Raw genomic sequence first — 18,572 nt, 5'->3', positions numbered from 1 at the left:
GGGTCGCCCACGCGCCCCCCCCCCCCACAATGCGGATCCTGCGTTGGGCCACTCTTCATACATCCTTCGCTAGCGGGACCCGGGGGGGCGGGGGCGCGCCGGCCCCCCGGGCGGATCATGCCCGGTGATCGGGCGGGGGCGTACGACGCCGCGCAGCTCGCGGGACCGTGCGCCGGGCGGCACTCACTCGCCGCGGGCGAACGCCTGCTGCACCAGGGTCTCCAGCTCCGCCGTGTGGCGCTTGGCCGAGCCGTTGGCGGGGGAGGCCGAGGCGGGCCGGGACGCGAGCGTGACCGGGCGGTCCAGCTGCGGCACGAGGTTCACGGCCATGAACGGCCACGCACCCTGGTTGGCGGGTTCGTCCTGAGCCCACAGGATCCGGGCCTCCGGGTAGCGCGCCAGCTGTTCCTTGATCTCGTCCACGGGCAGCGGGTAGAGCTGCTCCACGCGCACGATCGCGGTGGAGTGGTCGTCCGACTTCTTCCGCTGGGTCACGAGGTCGTAGTACAACCGACCGGAGACCAGGATGACGTCGGTGACCTTGGCGTCGTCGAGCCCGGCGGTGTCCGGGATGACCGTCTGGAAGCCGCCTTGCGTGAACTCCTCCACCGGGGACGCCGCGGCCTTCAGGCGCAGCAGCTGCTTGGGCGTGGCCACGATCAGCGGCCGGCGCGGGCGCGAGTACGCCTGGCGGCGCAGCAAGTGGAAGTGGTTGGCCGGGGTGGAGGGCTGGGCCACGATCATGTTCTTCTCCGCGCACAGCACCAGGAAGCGCTCGATGCGCGCGGAAGAGTGGTCGGGTCCCTGGCCCTCGAAGCCGTGCGGCAACAGCATCACCAGGTTGGAGCGCTGACCCCACTTCTGTTCCGCGGAGGAGATGAACTCGTCCACGATGGTCTGCGCACCGTTGGTGAAGTCACCGAACTGCGCCTCCCACACCGTGAGCGCCTCGGGGCGTTCCACGGAGTAGCCGTACTCGAAGCCCAGCACGCCGTACTCGGAGAGCAAGGAGTTGTAGATCGAGAACCGTGCCTGGTCCGCGGAGAGGTGGTTCAGCGGGGTCCATTCGGCACCGTTCTCGGCGTCGAAGAACACCGCGTGGCGCTGCGTGAACGTACCGCGGCGCACGTCCTGACCGGACATCCGCACCGGGACACCGTCCATGAGCAGCGAACCGAAGGCCATGAGCTCGCCCATGCCCCAGTCGATCCCGCCCTCGCGCGTCATCTCGCGGCGCTTCTCCGCAAGCTTGTGCAGCTTGCGGTGCATCGTGAAGCCCTCGGGCAGGTCCACGTAGGCGTCACCGATGCGGTGAGCCGCTTCCTCGGAGATGGCAGTTGTCTTGGGCACGGACACCCCGGAATCGGCCTGCTGCGCGGACGGCCGCTCGATGTTGGCGATCGCGGCGGCATCCCCGGTCACGAGCGGGACCGTGGAGGTCTGGGCCTCATGGGTCTCGGCGAAGACCCGCTCCAGACGCTCCTGGTAGTCCTTCAGAGCGCGGTCCGCTTCTTCCTGCGTGATGTCCCCGCGGCCCACGAGGTTCTCGGTGTAGACCTTGCGCGTGGAGCGCTTGCCGTCGATCAGGGAGTACATCAGCGGCTGGGTCATCGAGGGGTCGTCGCCCTCGTTGTGCCCGCGGCGGCGGTAGCACACCAGGTCGATCACGACGTCGCGCTGGAACCGCTGACGGTACTCGAACGCGAGCTGCGCCACACGGGCCACGGCCTCGGGATCGTCCGCGTTGACGTGGAAGATCGGGGCCTGCACGGTACGCGCGACGTCCGTGGAGTACGTGGACGTGCGGCCCGCAGAGGGCGCGGTGGTGAAGCCCACCTGGTTGTTGACCACCACGTGGATGGTGCCACCCACGTTGTAGGCCTCGAGCCCGGACATCTGCATGACCTCGTAGACGATGCCCTGTCCGGCCATCGCGGCGTCACCGTGGACCTGGATGGGCAGCACGGGGTACTCACCGTTACCCTCCGGCCCGGCGCCCAGCACGTCCGTCTTGGCGCGGGCGATGCCCTCGATCACCGGGTCCGCGGCCTCCAGGTGGGAGGGGTTCGCGGCCAGGTACACCTGGGTCTCGTTGCCGTTGTCGGAGGTGAACACGCCCTCGGTGCCCAGGTGGTACTTCACGTCACCCGAGCCCTCGGCGGCGCGCGGGTCCTGGCTGCCCTCGAACTCGCGGAACACCTGGGCGTAGGACTTCCCGGCGATGTTGGTCAGCACGTTGAGGCGGCCGCGATGGGCCATCGCGATGCCCACACCCGCGAGGGAAGCATCCGCGGCCTCGGAGATGATCGCGTCCAGCAGCGGGATCAGCGACTCGCCGCCCTCCAGCGAGAAGCGCTTCTGACCCACGTACTTGGTCTGCAGGAAGGTCTCGAAAGCCTCGGCGGCGTTGAGCCGCTCGAGGATGTGGAACTGCTCCTCGCGCGCGGGCTTCTGGTAGTCACGCTCGAGCTTGGACTGGAACCATTCGCGCTGCTCGGGCTCCTGGATGTGCATGTACTCCACGCCCACGGTGCGGCAGTAGGCATCCCGCAGCCGACCCAGGATCACGCGCAGCGTGAGCAGGCTCTGGCCGCCGAAACCGCCGGTGGGCCACTCGCGCTCCAGGTCCCACAGGGTGAGCCCGTAGGTGCGGATGTCCAGGTCCGGGTGCTTGCGCATCACGTACTCGAGCGGGTTGGTGTCCGCCATGAGGTGACCGCGCACGCGGTAGGAGTGGATCAGCTGCTGGATCCGGGCGACCTTGTTGATCTGGATCTCGGGGTTGACCTGGTGGTCCACGGCCCAGCGGACGGGCTCGTAGGGGATGCGCAGGGCCTCGAAGATGTGGTCGTAGAAGTCCTCGCCGCCCAGCAGGTAGTGCTCCACGAGCTTGAGGAACTCACCCGAACCGGCGCCCTGGATCACGCGGTGGTCGTACGTGGACGTCAGGGTGATGACCTTGGAGACCGCGTTGCGTGCGATCGTGCGGGGGGAGGCACCCTTGTACTCGGCGGGGTAGTCCAGCGCACCCACGCCGATGATGCACGCCTGGCCCTTGGACAGTCGCGGCACCGAGTGCACGGTGCCGATGCCACCGGGGTTCGTCAGGGACACCGTGGTGCCCGCGTAGTCCTCCATGGTCAGCGCGCCATTGCGCCCGCGCTTGACGATGTCCTCGTACGAGGTCCAGAACTGTTGGAAGGACATCTCTTCCGCACCCTTGATGTTGGGCACCACCAGGTTGCGGGAACCGTCCTTGTTGGGGATGTCGATCGCGATCCCGAAGTTCACGTGCGCGGGATGCACCGCGGCGGGCTTGCCGTCCACCTCGTCGTAGATCACGTTCTGGGACGGGAAATTGGCGAGCGCGCGGATCACGGCGTAGCCCACGAGGTGGGTGAAGGACACCTTGCCACCGCGGTTACGGGCCAGGTGCGAGTTGATCACCAGGCGGTTGTCGATCAGCAGCTTGGCGGGCACGGCGCGCACCGTGGTGGCGGTGGGCACGGTCAGGGAGGCGTCCATGTTGGCGGCCACGGCCTTGGCGGGACCGCGCAGCTTGACCACGGTGTCCTCGGCGGGTTTGTCCTGGCCCTTGTCCTTCGCACGGTCCTCCGGCTGCGCCCGGATGGGGCGCTTGGTTCCGGAGCCCTCGTTGGTCTCGGTCTCGGTGTCCACGCCTTCGGGTCGTCCCTTCGCCTTGGAACCGGTGGTCGACGGCGCCGGGGACTTGGCCCGCTGCGCCTTCCTGGGCGCCTCCGCGTCGGCACCGGAGGTGTTCTGCTCGGTCTTGGACGAGGTTGACGCCGTCCCGGAGGCGGGCTTGTTCTCGCCGAACGTCCCGGAGGAGGCCTTGTCCGCGGACGTCTTGGCGGCGGCGTCGTCGCGCCGTCCAGCGGGACGATCACCCCCGGACGTCCGCGCAGCCGCCCCCTGGGACGGGGCGGCTGCTGAGGTCTTGGTGTCGGACGTCTGGGTATCGGACTGGTCGTCGCCGGCCATCTGTTCGAAGATGGGCCACCACTTCTTGTCCACCGAGTTCTTGTCCGCCTGGTACTTGTCGAACAGCTCGTCCACGAGCCATTCGTTGCCGGCAAATTCTTCAGGGATAAGGTGACGCGGCTGGTCTGGCACTAGTGATACGCCTCTTCCATCTGTGCTGGGTGTCCCGGGCGGCGAGCTGGTCCTTGCGGCCCTCGTGTGGCTCCCACGGAGCTTACCGGCCGCGGGACTTGCGAACTGGCTTCGCGCACGCAAAGCCGTACCGGTTTTTCAGTCTAGTGAGGCATTTGGACGGTTGCCACCTACCCGCCGGCCCGCGGGTGCGGCCCGCCCGCCGGCCCGCGGCGAGCACGTAGACTCTCCTCTTGTGCGATTCCTGACGACACCCACCACGGACCTGACCTACAATGACGTCTTCCTGGTGCCCTCGATGTCCCGGGTGACCTCCCGGTTCGACGTCGATCTGGCCCCCGCGGACGGCACCGGTTCCACCATCCCGCTCGTGGCCGCGAACATGACCGCGGTGACCGGGCGGCGCATGGTCGAGACCATGGCCCGGCGTGGCGGTCTGGGCATCCTGCCCCAGGACATCCCGCTGGACGTGATCGCGGAGGTGACCTCGTGGGTCAAGCAGCGCTCGCCGCGCTACGAGACCCCCGTGGTGATGCACCGCAGCAACACCGTGCACGACGCCCTGGGGATCATGCACAAACGCCCCCACGGCGTGGTCATCGTCGTGGACGCGGACGAGCACTACGCCGGCATGGTCCTGGACTCCGACTGCCGGGACGTGGACCGCTTCACCCAATTGGGGGACCTGGCCCATTCGGAGGGCCCCGAGTTCCAGGACAGCGACTTCCCCGTGGACTCCGACCCGGACGTGTTGCGCGCCGCCTACGAGACGATGTCCGCCGCGCGCGTCAACGTGGCCCCGGTGCTGCGCGGACGCGAGGTCGTGGGCATCCTGACTCACCAGGGTCTGGTGCGTTCCACGATCTACGCACCCGCCCTGGACGACGACGGCCGGTTGCGCGTGGGTGCCGCGGTCGGAATCAACGGGGACGTCTCCGGCAAGGCCGAGCAACTGCTCGAGGCCGGGGTGGACGTCCTCGTGGTGGACACCGCCCACGGTCACCAGATCAAAGCGTTGGAGGCCGTGTCCGCCGTGCGGGCCCTGGACCCCCGGGTGCCGATCGTGGCCGGCAACGTGGTCACCGCGGACGGCGTGCGAGACCTCGCGGGCGCGGGTGCGGACATCATCAAGGTGGGCGTGGGCCCCGGGGCCATGTGCACCACGCGCATGATGACCGCCGTGGGTCGCCCCCAGTTCTCCGCCGTGGTCGAGTGCGCGGAGGCCGCGGCCGATCTCGGCAAGCACGTGTGGGCCGACGGCGGGGTCAAGCACCCGCGCGACGTCGCCCTCGCGCTCGCGGCCGGCGCGAGCCAGGTGATGGTCGGGTCCTGGTTCGCGGGCACGCACGAGAGCCCCGGTGAGATCAACCTTGACGCCAACGGGCGCGCCTACAAGGAGTCCTTCGGGATGGCCTCGGCGCGCGCCGTGCGCCACCGCACTGCCGGGGAGGACCGCTTCGCGCGGGCCCGCAAGGCCCTGTTCGAGGAGGGCATCTCCAACTCCACCATGTACTTGGACCCCCAGCGCCCCGGCGTGGAGGACCTACTGGACCACATCACCTCCGGGGTTCGCAGCTCCATGACGTACGCCGGTGCGGCCACGCTCGAGCAGTTCGCGGCGCGCGCCGTGGTGGGCATCCAGTCCCAGTCCGGGTACGACGAGGGCCGCCCCCGCTCGGAGTCCTGGGCCTGAGCGGCCCGTTCTCACCACGCCCCTTATTGAGAATGGTTCATGATATGCTCACGCACGGCTACATGACATTGATTCTCATTGGCGGGAGCCGGGGGTCGGATGAGGGAGATGGACGATGACCGCAGGGCGCAGCGTGCGCAAGGGTAGGACGAGCGTGTTGGGCGCGGGCGTGGTGGTGGGTCTCGCGCTCGCCGGATGTTCGAGCGGGACCGCGTCGGACGCGCAAGGTTCGCCCGGTGCGGGGAAGATCGCCGTGGTCACCTCCACGAACGTCTACTCGGACCTCGCGTCCCAGGTGGGTGGCGACAAGGTCTCCGCGACCCCCGTGATCGACTCGAGCGCCCAGGACCCCCACTCCTACGAGGCCACCCCCCAGGACCGGCTGAAGGTGGAGAAGGCGGACGTCGTGGTGTGCAACGGGGGTGGGTACGACCAGTTCATGACCGATTTGGCCTCCGACGGCCAGCACGTGGTGGACGCCGTGGAGGCCTCCGGTCTGCAGCGAGAAGAGGACGCGCACGACGACCACGACCACGGCTCCGGACACCACCACCACGGCGACTTCAACGAGCACGTGTGGTACGACGTCGAGAGCATGCAGATGGTCGTGGACCGCATGGCCGAGCAGCTCGGCCAGATGGACCAGCAGAACGCCCAGTACTACCGGGACAACGCCGCGCGCGTGAAGAACGAGCTCGGCACGGTCGAACAGAAGGTCGAGGGGATCAAGGCCTCGGGCGGATACATCGCGACCGAGCCTCTGCCCGGGTACCTCCTGCAAGACGCCGGCCTGCACGACGAGACCCCGCAGGCGTTCACCGAGGCCATCGACGCCGGCTCCGACGCCGCACCCGCGGTGCTCAACGACACCCTCGGGCTCGTCAAGGGCAGCGACGTGAAACTGCTCGCCCTCAACAAGCAGACCTCCACGGGGCAGACCGACCGGTTGCGCTCGGCCGCCGGGGACGCCGGCAAGCCCGTGGTGGAGTTCACCGAGACCATCCCGGACGGGCTGAACTACCAGCAGTGGATGACGCAGAACGCGGACCGCGTGGCCCACGCGCTCCAGAAGTAGGGACATGAACGCACCCCAATCCGCACCCGAGGTGGCCGCCCGTTCCGGGGCCGACGACGCCGTCGTCCGGCTCAGGGACGCGCGCCTGGCCTTCGGGGACCGCACCCTGTGGTCCGGTCTGGACCTGGACGTCGCCCCGGGGGAGTACCTCGCGGTCCTGGGCTCCAACGGGACCGGCAAGACGAGCTTCCTGCGCGTGCTGCTGGGACTGCTCCCGCTCACGAGCGGGACCGTACGCGTCAACGGGACCCGTCCGCGGGCCGCCGCCGCCCGCGTGGGGTACGTGCCCCAACAGCGCGGCTTCCCGGCGCGCACGCCGCTGCGGGCCCGGGACCTCGTGGCGCAGGGCGTGGACGGGCACCGCTGGGGGATCCGACTGCATCCACGCCGCGTGCACCGCACCGTGGACGAGTTGCTCGAACGCGTGGGTGCCACCGACTACGCGGACGCCCCCGTGGGCGTGCTGTCCGGGGGTGAGCAACAGCGCCTGCGCGTGGCCCAGGCGCTCGCTGCGGACCCCACGCTCGTGCTGTGCGACGAGGCCCTGCTGTCCCTGGACCTGCATCACCAGCACGTGGTGAGCGAGCTCGTGCACGAACAACGTGAACGCAGCGGGTGCGCCGTGGTCTTCGTGACCCATGACGTGAACCCGATCATGGAGCACGTGGACCGGATCCTCTACCTGGCCAACGGCTCGTTCCGGATCGGCACGCCGGACCAGGTGCTGCGTTCGGACGTGCTCTCCGAGCTGTACGGGACCCGCGTCGAGGTGCTGCGCAGCAACGGTCGCATCCTCGTGGCCGGGCGCCCGGACAGCTCCCACCACACCGATTCCCCGGAGGAGCTGATCCTGTGAGCCTAGCCGCGATCGACTGGAACTCATTGTTCGGTTCCGTGTTCGTCTTCGACAACTACGGCGAACTGCTGTCCCTGCTGCGCAACTCCGTGTGGGCGGGCGCGGTGCTTGGCTTGGTGGGCGGGCTCGTGGGCACGTTCGTGATGATGCGCGATCTCGCGTTCTCGGTGCACGGGATCGCGGAGCTGTCCTTCGCCGGTGCCGCCGCGGCCCTGTTGGTCGGCTCCGATGTGGTCACCGGGTCCCTCGTGGGGTCCGTGCTCGCCGCGCTCATCATGGGGTTCATGGGCCTGCGCGCGCGGGAGGGCAACTCGTTCGTGGGCGTGCTCATGCCCTTCGGCCTGGGGCTCGGGATCCTCTTCCTGTCCCTCTACGAAGGCAGATCCTCCAACAAGTTCTCCCTGCTCACGGGCCAAATCGTCTCCGTGTCCTCCCTGCAGCTGACGTCGATGATCGTGCTGTCCGTGGTGGTGCTCGCCACGCTGCTTGTGGTGTGGCGGCCGCTGACGTTCGCGAGCACGGACCCGCTCGTGGCCCGGGCCAAGGGGCTGCCGATGCGCTCGTTGGCGATCATGTTCATGGTCGTGCTGGGGATCTCGGTCGCGATGTCCGTGCAGATCGTGGGCGCGCTGCTCGTGCTCGCGCTTCTGATCACCCCGGCCGCGGCGGCCATGAACCTCACCTCGAGTCCCGCGCGCACCGTGGTGCTCTCCGTGGTCTTCGCCGAGCTCGCCATGGTGGGCGGGATCCTCCTGGCGCTGGGCGGCAACGTCCCGATCAGCCCGTACGTCACGACCATCTCGTTCGTCGTGTGGCTCGTCTCGCGGTGCGTGCGCGCGGCGCGTGAGCGCTCGTCGTCGTATCGCCGTTCGACACCGCGGTCGACGACGCCGCTCGGCGCCGGTCGCGCGGTTCAGAGCAGGACGCGCACCGCGGCGGGGAGCACCTTGAGCGAGGCGGGCAGCGGACCCAACCGTTCGCCGTCGCCGTAGGCCGCGTCCCGCGGCTCGGAAGAGATACCGTGGGCCGCGACGGTCGCGGCCGTGGCGGGCACCACGGTGACCTCCCGCAGGGATTCGTGCGTGCCCAGGAACAAGCGGGGGAATAGCCACGCGAGCCGCAGCGCGCCCACGTCGGAGACCATGAACAGCTCACCCGAGCCGTCCGTGGGATCCGCGCGGGGAACGATGGTCAGCCCGCCCCCGATCGACGAGGTGTTGGTCAGCGCCAGGAAGGTCAGCGTGCGGTCACTCACGTGGCACGCGCCGTCCGGGCCGGTCCAGCTCAGGTCGTAACGCCGCGCGCGCATGGAGACGGCCTCCACAGCGAGCGCGGCGACGTACTTGACCGAGTGCGTGACGCTGGACCAGCGGTTGGCGCGCGCGTTCACGCGGGCGTCGAGGCCGAGGCACACCGCGGTCGCGCACACGTGGTGGCTGCCGTCCGCGCACGTGACGTGCACGAGGTCCATGCTGCGTTCGGGGGACTCGAGTCCGCGCAGCACCCGGCCCGCCGCGCGTTCGACGTCCCCCACGGGTACACCGTGGAACCGGGCCAGATCGTTGCCGGAACCGGCCGGGATCAGCCCGAACGGGAACTCGACGCCCTGCTCGCGCAACCGGTTCAGTGACTGCAGGACCAGGTGGACCATGCCGTCTCCGCCGACCGCGACGACCGCGGCGATCCGGGTGGACGCGTTGCGCAGGGTCGCGGTGAGATCGCGGGAGAGGGCCTGGGCGGTGGCCGCGCTGAGCGGTCGGGGGTCGTAGCCGCCGGCCCGCAGGATGCCCACGGCGCGCTCGCACGCGTTCCGGCCCACGAGGGAGGCGCCGTTGTGGACGAGCAGGATCTCGCGGCGTGACATCCGGGTCACCGGGCGGGTTTCGCGGTTTCTCGGGCGTCGGAGGACTCGACGCGGCCCCGGGCCCCGCACTCGGCACAGATCCCGGAGATCTCCACGGTGTGGTCCACGTCCGCGTAACCGTAGCGGCGCGCGGTCTCCTCCGCCCATGTCTCGACGTCCGGAGCTTCGAGTTCCACGGCCGCGCCGCACGAGCGGCACACGATGTGATGGTGGTGGTGCTCGGCCTCGCACCGACGGTAGATGGCCTCGCCCTCGGCGTTGCGCAGCACGTCCACCTGACCCAGCTCGGCCATGGACTGCAGGATCCGGTACGTGGTGGCCAGGGACACCGACTGTCCGCGATCGCGCAACAGCCGGTGCAGGTCCTGCGTGGAGATGAAGTCCTCCAACCCCTGCAGCGCGCCGGTCACGGCACGGCGCTGCTTGGTGTTGCGAACCTCCGCGGTTCCGGTGGTCTTGGTGCTCAACCCAGGTGTCCTTTCCGCGAGCGGTCGTCCGGGACATCTTAACGTGCGGCGCGGACATGCACAGGCGGCGTCGTCACGGCCGGACCGAGCCGCTAGGGTGAAGCCATGTTGCTGACCAAGTTCACCCACTCGTGCGTGCGCCTCGAGAAGGACGGCGCGGTGCTCGTGATCGACCCGGGTACGTTCTCCGAGGTCGAGGAGGCACTGCGCGGAGCGGACACGGTCCTCATCACCCACGAGCACCCGGACCACTACGACGCCGAGCGGCTGGGCGCCGTCCTTTCGGCGGATCCCGAGCTCACGGTGCATGCCCCGGGCCAGGTGATCGAGAAGCTCGCGGAGCACATCAGGGACACGGACCGGTTGCACGCCGTGTCGGCGGACACCACGTTCACCGCGGGGCCGTTCTCCGTGGCCACGTACGGGGGTCAGCACGCACTGATCCACCCCCTCATCCCCACCATCGCCAACGTGGGCTACGTGATCGACGACGCCGTGTTCCACCCCGGGGACTCCTTCACCGTCCCGCACGGGCTCACCGTTCCCACGGTCCTGGTCCCGTTGCACGCCCCGTGGTCCAAGATGTCCGAAGTCATCGACTTCATCATCGCGACCCGCGCGCAGCGGGTGTACCAGATCCACGACGCGCTGCTCTCCGAGACCGGCTTCGGTGTCGTGGAGAAGCAGGTCAGGCATTTCTCGCAGGTCTACGGGACCGAGTACCGGCACCTGGACACTCGCGAGAGCGTGGAGCTCCGCACCGCATGACCCATCCGGCCACCAGCCGGTTCCACCCGACGGAAAGGACATCACCGTGAGTTCAGTGTTCACCAGGATCATCGAGGGCGAACTGCCCGGCCGGTTCGTCTGGGCGGACGAGCACTGCGTGGGCTTCCTGTCCATCCAGCCCCTGTCCCAGGGCCACGTCCTGGTGGTCCCGCGCCAGGAGATCGACGCGTGGGTGGACCTACCCGTGGAGCTGGCCCTGCACCTCATGAAGGTCAGCCAGTTCATCGGCAAGGCCATCGACGCCGCGTTCACGCCCAAACGGGTGGGGCTCATGATCCAGGGCTTCGAGGTGCCCCACACCCACCTGCACGTGTGGCCCACCAATTCGATCGAGGAGTTCGACTTCGCCCAGGTGGATCAGGACCCGGACCCCGCGGTCCTGGACGAGTCTGCCCGCCGGATCCGCGAGGCCCTCGAGGCCCAGGGCCACCAGGACGAGGTCCCGCAGCAGTAGCGACCGACGGCCTCGCTCACGGGTACCGGCGGCGGGTGCAATGCACCCGTCGCTGGCGGGCTTTAACCGCCGGTGTCGCTCAGCCGAGCTCGCGCAACCGCTTGCGGATCCGCTTCTCCGACACCGTGTGCGCGGTGCCCAGTTCCTGCGCGAAGAACGAGATGCGCAGTTCCTCGAGGTCCCAGCGCACGGCCCGCAGCGCAGCGGGCGTGGGTACGGTCGAGGGGACGGCGTCCACCGCGGCGCGGTACTCGGCCTCGAGATCGTGCACGGTCTGCATGGCCACGGCGTCCCGCTGCAGGTGGCCGGAGAGTTTGTCCAGGCGCACGTTGATCCCCGCGAGGTAGCGCGGCACGTGCTGCAGGGCCCGCCACCCGGTGCGGGCCACGAAGCCGGGATGGATCAAGCGGGAGAGCTGCTCGGACATGTCCTTGAACGCGGCGACCGCCCCGAGTGACCCGGGTTTCTTCAACCGTTTGCGCACGGTGTTGGACTCGGTGAGCGCGGTGGTCACGAGCGCAGTGACGGCGAAGACCGTGTCGATCAGCTCGGCGCGTACGTGCTCGGCGACCGCCCGGAACTGGTCCCGCGTGAACGGCGGCTCCTCGGGTACCAGCCGGTCGATCGCGGCGATCGTGCAATCGGTGATGAGCGCCTCGACCGAACCGTGGGGGTTCTGGGTGAAGATCAACCGTTCCTTCTGGCTCAGGTGGCCCACCACGTAGCGGTGCACGGACGGCAGGGTCCGGTGCAGCAGGGCGATCACGCCGTCGCGTTGCGCGGCGCGCTGTTCCTCCGCGTCGCTCAGGATCCGCAGGTCCACGCGGGGTGGCTGCGAAGCATCGGTGTCCCGCACCGCCACGAGTGTGGGGTATCCCGTGACCGTCTGACCCGCCACGGTCGTCTCCACGCGGCGCGGCGGATCGGGTTCGGGCCACGCCGTGAGGTCGGTGCGTTCCAGCGAGGCGGCCTGGGGTGCGCCGGATCCGGGGGAAGTCCCTGGGGCCGGTCGCGCCGAGCCCCGCTTGCCGCGACCGCGACGGGCCGCGGCGGCGTCGTCACCGGACGCGGCCGAACCCTCGGCGCTGCCCCGAGCGGCGTCGTACAGCTGGGCCGCAGCGCCCCCGAGGGACTCGGCGAGCGCCGCGCGGACCTTGGGCCGCAACCGCTGTTTGAGCTCCGTGAGGTCGTCGCCCCGGCCCAGTACCGAGTTGCGGGCGTCGCGCACCTCGAAGCGCATGCGCAGGTGGGCGGGCAGGGCCTCCGGGTGGAAGTCCGAGGCCTGGACGGGGTGGCCCCGCAACCGCCGCAGAACGGTGGCCAGGGACTCCAGGAGGGAGTCGCGGGCCGGATCGAACTCGGCGTCCAGGTGCTTCACGGCGGTGACGGCGGTGTCCGGGGCGGGCACGAAGTTGCGCCGCACGGCCTTGGGCAGCGATTTGATCAGCGCGGTCACGAGCTCCACACGCAGCCCGGGGATGTGCCATTCGAACTGCTCGGGGGCCAGTCGGTCCAGGAACAGCACGGGGACCCGCACCGTGACGCCGTCCGCGGTCTCCGCCCCGGGCGCGAATTCGTAGTCCAGGTCCAGACTCAGCTCGCCGTCCGGGGATGCCACGGTCCAGGACCGCGGGAAGGAGGCCGTGTCCAGCTCCGCGACCTCGGGCGCGATCAGGTCCTCGGGAGTGAGGTCCAGCAGGTGCTCGTCCCGCTGGCGGGCCTTCTTCCACCACGCATCGAAATGCCGCTGGGAGACCACGTCCGCGGGCACGCGCGCGTCGTAGAAGTCGAACAGCACCTGGTCGTCCACGCGCAGGTCCTTGCGGCGCATGCGGTTCTCGAGTTCCTCGACCTGGGCCAGGGCCTTGCGATTGCGCTTGACGAACGTGTGGCGGGTCTGCCAGTCGCCCTCCACGAGCGCGTGGCGGATGAACAGTTCCCGGGAGAGTTCGGGATCGATCCGGGAGAACAACACGGGCCGCTCGGACACCACGGGCAGCCCGTAGAGCGTGACCTTCTCGTACGCCATTACGGCCCCGCGGGAACGGGACCAGTGGGGTTCGGAGTAGCTGCGCTTGACGAGCTGCGGCGCGATCTCCTCGGCCCACTCGGGCTTGATCGCCGCGTTGGTGCGCGCCCACAATCGGGAGGTCTCCACGAGCTCCGCGGACACGAGCCAGTCCGGGGACGTCTTGAACAGGGCCGAGCCCGGGAAGATCGCGAACTTGGTCCCGCGCGCGCCGCGGTACTCGCGCGTGCGTTCGTCCCGCACGCCGATGTTGCTCAGCAGCCCGGATAGCAGGCTCTTGTGCACGGCCTCCTGGTGCGAGGCGACGTCGATCTCCCGGGACGCCCCGGCATCGATCCCCACCTGGCGTGCGATCTGTCGCAACTGCGCGTAGAGGTCCTGCCACTCGCGGATCCGCAGGAAGTTCAGGTACTCGCGTCGGCACAGCTTGCGGAACTGGGACGAGGACAGCTCGCTCTGCTGCTCCTGCAGGTACTGCCACAGCAGACCGTAGGACAGGAAGTCGGAGGTCTTGTCGCGGAAGCGCGCGTGGAACTCGTCCGCCGCCTGGCGCTTCTCGAGCGGGCGTTCCCGCGGGTCCTGCACCGTGAGCGCGGCCGTGAGCACGAGCACCTCGCGCACGCACCCCCGGCGCTGCGACTCCACGATCATCCGGCCCAGTCGCGGGTCCACCGGCAGCGCGGCGAGCACCTCGCCCGTGCGGGTCAGCGGACCCCGCGGTCCGCTCTGCCGACCGCGGTGGCGCCCGGACCGCGAGCGCCGCCCCCGGTGCCCGTCACGCGCGGACGACGACGCCGCGTCGTCGCCCGCGTCCGCCGCGCCCGAGCGCAGGGCACCGAGTTCGCGCAGCAGCACCACGCCGTCCTTGACCGCGCGCGCATCGGGTTTCTGCACGAACGGGAACTGGGTGATGTCGTGGGGTTGCTCCACCACGCCCACCGAGATCATCTGCAGGATGACCGCAGCGAGGTTCGTGCGCAGGATCTCCGGGTCCGTGTACTCCGGCCGGGACTCGAAGTCCTCCTCGGAGTACAACCGGATGCACACGCCGTCGGACGTACGCCCCGAGCGCCCCGCGCGCTGCCGCGCCGACGCCTGGGAGATGCGCTCGATGGGCAGGCGCTGGACCTTGGTGCGCGCCGAGTACCGGGAGATCCGGGCGGTGCCCGGGTCGATCACGTACTTGATGCCCGGGACCGTGAGCGACGTCTCGGCCACGTTGGTCGCGAGCACGATCCGGCGGTGCGAGGACGGCGCGAACACGCGGTTCTGTTCGGCCATGGACAGCCGCCCGAACAGCGGCAGGATCTGGGTCCCGGCCAGGGAGCGGTGCGAGTCGATGACCTTGTGCAGCGCGTCCTGGGCGTCCCGGATCTCACGCTCGCCCGCGAAGAACACGAGGATGTCCCCGCGGGGTTCGCGCGAGAGTTCCACGACGGCGTCGCACACGGCGTCGATCGGGTCGCGGTCCTCGTCCACGAGCCCGTCGCCGGTGTTGTCCTCGTCCTCGCCGCCGTCCCCGCCGCGCTCCTGGGCCAGTGGCCGGTAGCGGATCTCCACGGGGTAGGTGCGCCCGGAGACCTCGATGATCGGGGCGGGCTCTGGGTCGGCGTCCGGGTGCTGCGGGTCCGGCAGCACGAAGTGCTCGGCGAAGCGTTGCGGGTCGATCGTCGCGGACGTGATGACGACCTTCAGGTCCGGGCGCTGGGGGAGCAGTCGCTTGAGGTAGCCCAGCAGGAAGTCGATGTTGAGGGAGCGCTCGTGGGCCTCGTCGATGATGATCGCGTTGTAGCGCGACAGCTGCGGGTCGTGGCCGATCTCGGCCAGCAGGATGCCGTCCGTCATGAGCTTGATCCGCGAGTCCTTGCCCACCTCGGACGTGAAGCGCACCTGGTAGCCCACGGTGTCGCCCACGCGCTGCCCGAGTTCATGGGCGATGCGCTCGGCCACCGAACGCGCCGCAATCCTGCGCGGCTGGGTGTGACCGATCAGACCGCCGTCCCCCAGACCCAGCTCCAGACACATCTTGGGCAGCTGGGTGGTCTTGCCGGAACCGGTCTCACCCGCGATGACCACGACCTGGTGATCGCGGATCGCGGCCATAATGTCCTCCCGGCGCGCGCTGACGGGGAGGTCGTTCGGGTACACGATGCGGGGCTGGATGCGGGGCTCAGTCATGTCAACGGAAGAGTCTACGGGCCCCGGCCGACACGCGCCCACGGGCCGCTGCGGGAGCTCGACGACGCGCCCGATTGTCCGCACATGTGAGCTGCGTCTCTTTTTCGACCGATTGTTAGATAATATCCACTCATCATTGACCCTCGGGGAAAGGAATTACCCGTCATGAAGCGTTTACTCCCGGTCGCCGCCGTGGCCACCACCGCGGCGTTGCTGCTCACAGGTTGCGGATCCGACAACGGTGGGCAGTCCGGTGAGACCAAGAAGGTCACCGTGGGCATCTCGCAGTTCGTGGAGCACCCCTCGCTCGACGCCGCCCGCGAAGGTTTCGTGCAGGCCCTCAAGGACGGCGGCTACACGGAGGGTGAGAACCTGACCCTGGACGTGCAGAACGCCTCCGGCGACCAGGCCACCGCGACCAACATCGCCTCCAACTTCGCGTCCTCCAACGACGATCTGATCCTGGGCATCGCCACGCCGTCCGCCCAGTCCCTGGCCCAGGCCGTCACGGACAAGCCCGTCCTGTTCACCGCCGTGACCGATCCCGTGGACGCGGGGCTCGTGAACTCCATGGATGCGCCCGGCGCCAACGTCACCGGCACCACGGACATGAACCCCGTGGCCGAGCAGATCCAGCTCATCAAGAAGCTCAAGTCTGGCGCCAAGTCCGTGGGCATCATCTACAGCTCCGGTGAGACCAACTCCCAGGTGCAGGTGGACGAGGCCAAGAAGGCCGCGCAGGCCGAGGGTCTGAAGGTTGAGGAGAAGACCGTGACCACCACGGCGGAGGTGGCCCAGGCCGCCGAGTCCTTCGACACCGACTCCATCTACGTGCCCACCGACAACAAGGTCGTAGCCGGGCTCGAGGCCGTGATCTCCGCCGCGGAGGCCAAGAAGATCCCGTTGATCGCGGGTGAGGGCGACTCCGTGGAGCGCGGTGCCCTGGCAACCCAGGGGATCAACTACACGGACCTGGGCAAGCAGACCGGTGAGATGGCGGTGCGCATCCTCAAAGACGGCGCCAAGCCCGGTGAGATGGCCGTGGAGTCCCAGAAAGAGACCAAGCTCATCATCAACGCCAAGGCCGCCAAGGCCATGGGCGTGGAGATCCCGCAGAGCCTGCGGGACCAGGCCGACCAGGTCATCGAGTAACGCCGGTGATCGCTGGAATCGAACTGGGGCTGATCTACGCGATCATGGCCCTGGGCGTGTACCTCACGTTCCGCGTGCTGGACTTCCCGGACCTGACCGTGGACCAGTCCTTCACGAGCGGGGCGGCCACCGCGGCCATGGTGATCCTGCACGGCGGCAGCCCGTGGTTTGCGACCGTCGTGGGCTTCGTGGTCGGCGCCTTCGCCGGTCTGATCACCGCGCTGCTGCACACCAAGGCGCGGATCAACGGGTTGCTCGCGGGCATCCTGACCATGACCGCCCTGTACTCCGTGAACCTGCGGCTTATGGGTGGCAAGGCGAACCTCGCGCTGTTGCGCGAGGAGACCGTCTTCACGCCCCTGCGCGAGGCCGGGCTGCTGGGGACGGTCGTGGGAGTGCTGTTGTTGTTGGTCGGTGTGCTGCTCGTGAAGCTTGCACTGGACTGGTTCCTGTACACGGACGCCGGCCTGGCCATGCAGGCCACGGGTGACAACCCGGAGATGATCCGTTCCTTCGGGGTGAATACGGACCGGCAGAAGATCCTCGGTCTGTGCCTGTCCAACGCCCTCGTGGGCTTGTCCGGTGCCCTGATCGCGCAGTACCAGGGCTTCGCGGACATCGGCATGGGCATCGGCATGATCGTCGTGGGCCTCGCCTCCGTGATCCTCGGCCAGGGCATCTTTGGCACGCGCACCGTGGTGATCGCCACGCTCGCGGTGATCCTCGGCTCGGTGCTGTACCGCCTGGTGATCACCGTGGCGCTGCAGGCGGGACTGAACCCCTCGGACATGAAGCTGATCTCCGCGGTGCTCGTGGTGATCGCGCTCGTGCTGCCGCAGCTCGGCGTGTACAAGCGGTGGAAGCGCCACCGCACCCTCAGGGCCGCGCAAGCGGTGCAGGCGGACGTGCGATCCCGCGCCCGGCGCACCGTGGACGCCGGTGTGTCCGGACGAACGGGAGCGTGATCGGATGTTGAACGTACAGGACGTGCGCAAGACGTTCTTCGCCGGGACGGTCAACGAACGCGTGGCGTTGAACGGGGTGAGCCTCACGGTCAACCCCGGGGACTTCGTCACGGTCATCGGCTCCAACGGTGCGGGCAAGTCCACCCTGCTCAACACGGTGTCCGGGACGATCATCCCGGACAGCGGCCGGATCATGGTGGGGGACCGGGACGTCACGCGGCTTCCCGAACACCGCAAGGCCACGTGGATCTCCCGGGTGTTCCAGGACCCCATGAAGGGATCCTCGCCCACCCTGAGCATCGAGCAGAACATGGCCATCGCGCAGCGCCGCGGTCGCTCCCGTGGTCTCGCGCGCGGCGTCACCCGCGCCCGACGCCACGAGTTCGAGCAGGAGCTCAAGACCCTCGAACTGGGTCTGGAGCACCGGCTGGGGGCCAAGGTGGGGTTGCTGTCCGGCGGGCAACGCCAGGCGCTGTCCCTGCTCATGGCCACGTTCTCCGCACCCGAGATCTTGTTACTGGACGAGCACACGGCCGCCCTGGATCCCCAGCGTGCGCAGCACGTCACGGAGATCACCGAGCGGATCGTGAACGAGCGTCACCTGACCACGCTCATGGTCACGCACAACATGGACCAGGCCCTGCGGCTGGGCAACCGGCTCATCATGATGCACGAGGGTCGCATCCTTTTCGAGCTGGACGCGCAGCAGAAGGCCGAGGCCACCGTGGCGGATCTGCTCGCCGAGTTCCGCACGCTGCAAGCGGCCACGGGCGAACCCGCCCTGGATGACGCTACGCTTCTGGAGACAGCTCGCAGCGCCGAACCGGCCGGTGCCCCGTCCCGGGGTGCCCCCGCCCACGGCGCCCCAACGGGTGGTTCCTCCGCTCCGGGGGTGTCACCGGAAGGCCATTGATCG

Annotated in this window: 13 protein-coding genes; 9 read left to right on the top strand and 4 right to left on the bottom strand. The window is 69.1% G+C overall.

The window, feature by feature from the left end; genetic code table 11:
- Positions 1-183 precede the first annotated feature (183 nt).
- Positions 184-4,077, bottom strand: a complete 3,894-nt coding sequence (locus A5728_RS01375) for a multifunctional oxoglutarate decarboxylase/oxoglutarate dehydrogenase thiamine pyrophosphate-binding subunit/dihydrolipoyllysine-residue succinyltransferase subunit (RefSeq protein ID WP_369795596.1) — start codon at positions 4,075-4,077, stop codon at positions 184-186.
- 292 nt (positions 4,078-4,369) lie between these two features.
- Here A5728_RS01375 and A5728_RS01370 point away from each other — a divergent pair, with 292 nt between their 5' ends.
- From A5728_RS01370 to A5728_RS01355, 4 genes are all read left to right on the top strand, one after another.
- Positions 4,370-5,827 carry a GuaB1 family IMP dehydrogenase-related protein gene (locus tag A5728_RS01370; RefSeq protein ID WP_064845353.1) on the top strand — a complete coding sequence of 486 codons (1,458 nt, stop codon included), beginning with the start codon at positions 4,370-4,372 and terminating at the stop codon, positions 5,825-5,827.
- Positions 5,828-5,942: 115 nt separating this feature from the next.
- The gene (locus A5728_RS01365; RefSeq protein ID WP_064845352.1) at positions 5,943-6,902 is read left to right on the top strand and encodes a metal ABC transporter solute-binding protein, Zn/Mn family; all 960 of its coding nucleotides are present in this window, start codon (positions 5,943-5,945) and stop codon (positions 6,900-6,902) included.
- Positions 6,903-6,906: 4 nt separating this feature from the next.
- On the top strand, positions 6,907-7,758 hold the full coding sequence (locus A5728_RS01360; protein ID WP_064845351.1) for a metal ABC transporter ATP-binding protein: 852 nt from the start codon (positions 6,907-6,909) through the stop codon (positions 7,756-7,758).
- Positions 7,755-8,750 (top strand): metal ABC transporter permease, encoded by a 996-nt coding sequence (locus tag A5728_RS01355; protein WP_064845350.1) that lies wholly within the window; start codon positions 7,755-7,757, stop codon positions 8,748-8,750. The genes A5728_RS01360 and A5728_RS01355 overlap by 4 nt, the downstream gene beginning before the upstream one ends.
- On the opposite strand, the gene A5728_RS01350 is transcribed toward A5728_RS01355, so the two are convergent.
- Both A5728_RS01350 and A5728_RS01345 read right to left on the bottom strand, forming a co-directional pair.
- Positions 8,672-9,622, bottom strand: coding sequence for a diacylglycerol kinase family protein (locus A5728_RS01350; RefSeq protein ID WP_064845349.1), 951 nt, complete (start codon positions 9,620-9,622; stop codon positions 8,672-8,674). The two genes, A5728_RS01355 and A5728_RS01350, sit on opposite strands and share 79 nt — an antisense overlap.
- 5 nt (positions 9,623-9,627) lie before the next feature.
- Entirely contained in the window at positions 9,628-10,089 is a 462-nt protein-coding gene (locus A5728_RS01345; RefSeq protein ID WP_064845348.1) for a Fur family transcriptional regulator, read from the bottom strand.
- A 105-nt stretch (positions 10,090-10,194) separates the two neighbouring features.
- Between A5728_RS01345 and A5728_RS01340 the strand changes: the two genes are divergently transcribed.
- On the top strand, positions 10,195-10,857 hold the full coding sequence (locus tag A5728_RS01340) for an MBL fold metallo-hydrolase (RefSeq protein WP_064845347.1): 663 nt from the start codon (positions 10,195-10,197) through the stop codon (positions 10,855-10,857).
- Between the two features lie 46 nt (positions 10,858-10,903).
- Entirely contained in the window at positions 10,904-11,332 is a 429-nt protein-coding gene (locus A5728_RS01335; RefSeq protein ID WP_064845346.1) for an HIT family protein, read from the top strand.
- Positions 11,333-11,411: 79 nt separating this feature from the next.
- On the opposite strand, the gene hrpA is transcribed toward A5728_RS01335, so the two are convergent.
- Entirely contained in the window at positions 11,412-15,539 is a 4,128-nt protein-coding gene (gene hrpA, locus A5728_RS01330) for an ATP-dependent RNA helicase HrpA (RefSeq protein ID WP_064845345.1), read from the bottom strand.
- A gap of 165 nt (positions 15,540-15,704) precedes the next feature.
- Here hrpA and A5728_RS01325 point away from each other — a divergent pair, with 165 nt between their 5' ends.
- From A5728_RS01325 to A5728_RS01315, 3 genes are read left to right on the top strand one after another with little or no spacing between them, the layout of a single operon-like run.
- The gene (locus tag A5728_RS01325; RefSeq protein ID WP_064845344.1) at positions 15,705-16,691 is read left to right on the top strand and encodes an ABC transporter substrate-binding protein; all 987 of its coding nucleotides are present in this window, start codon (positions 15,705-15,707) and stop codon (positions 16,689-16,691) included.
- Positions 16,692-16,696: 5 nt separating this feature from the next.
- Entirely contained in the window at positions 16,697-17,656 is a 960-nt protein-coding gene (locus A5728_RS01320) for an ABC transporter permease (RefSeq protein WP_064845343.1), read from the top strand.
- A 4-nt stretch (positions 17,657-17,660) separates the two neighbouring features.
- Entirely contained in the window at positions 17,661-18,569 is a 909-nt protein-coding gene (locus A5728_RS01315; protein ID WP_064845342.1) for an ABC transporter ATP-binding protein, read from the top strand.
- Positions 18,570-18,572 lie beyond the last annotated feature (3 nt).

This window comes from Kocuria sp. ICS0012 (assembly GCF_001665945.1).
Lineage (GTDB): Bacteria > Actinomycetota > Actinomycetes > Actinomycetales > Micrococcaceae > Kocuria > Kocuria marina.
This window is presented reverse-complemented; position numbering and strand designations above follow the sequence as displayed.

Excerpts from the sequence above, each read along its gene's own strand:
- A5728_RS01365 (WP_064845352.1), top strand. The coding sequence starts at position 5,943 with ATGACCGCAGGGCGCAGCGTGCGCAAGGGTAGGACGAGCGTGTTGGGC.
- A5728_RS01360 (WP_064845351.1), top strand. The coding sequence starts at position 6,907 with ATGAACGCACCCCAATCCGCACCCGAGGTGGCCGCCCGTTCCGGGGCC.
- A5728_RS01350 (WP_064845349.1), bottom strand. The coding sequence starts at position 9,622 with ATGTCACGCCGCGAGATCCTGCTCGTCCACAACGGCGCCTCCCTCGTG.
- A5728_RS01340 (WP_064845347.1), top strand. The coding sequence starts at position 10,195 with ATGTTGCTGACCAAGTTCACCCACTCGTGCGTGCGCCTCGAGAAGGAC.
- hrpA (WP_064845345.1), bottom strand. The coding sequence starts at position 15,539 with ATGACTGAGCCCCGCATCCAGCCCCGCATCGTGTACCCGAACGACCTC.
- A5728_RS01325 (WP_064845344.1), top strand. The coding sequence starts at position 15,705 with ATGAAGCGTTTACTCCCGGTCGCCGCCGTGGCCACCACCGCGGCGTTG.
- A5728_RS01315 (WP_064845342.1), top strand. The coding sequence starts at position 17,661 with ATGTTGAACGTACAGGACGTGCGCAAGACGTTCTTCGCCGGGACGGTC.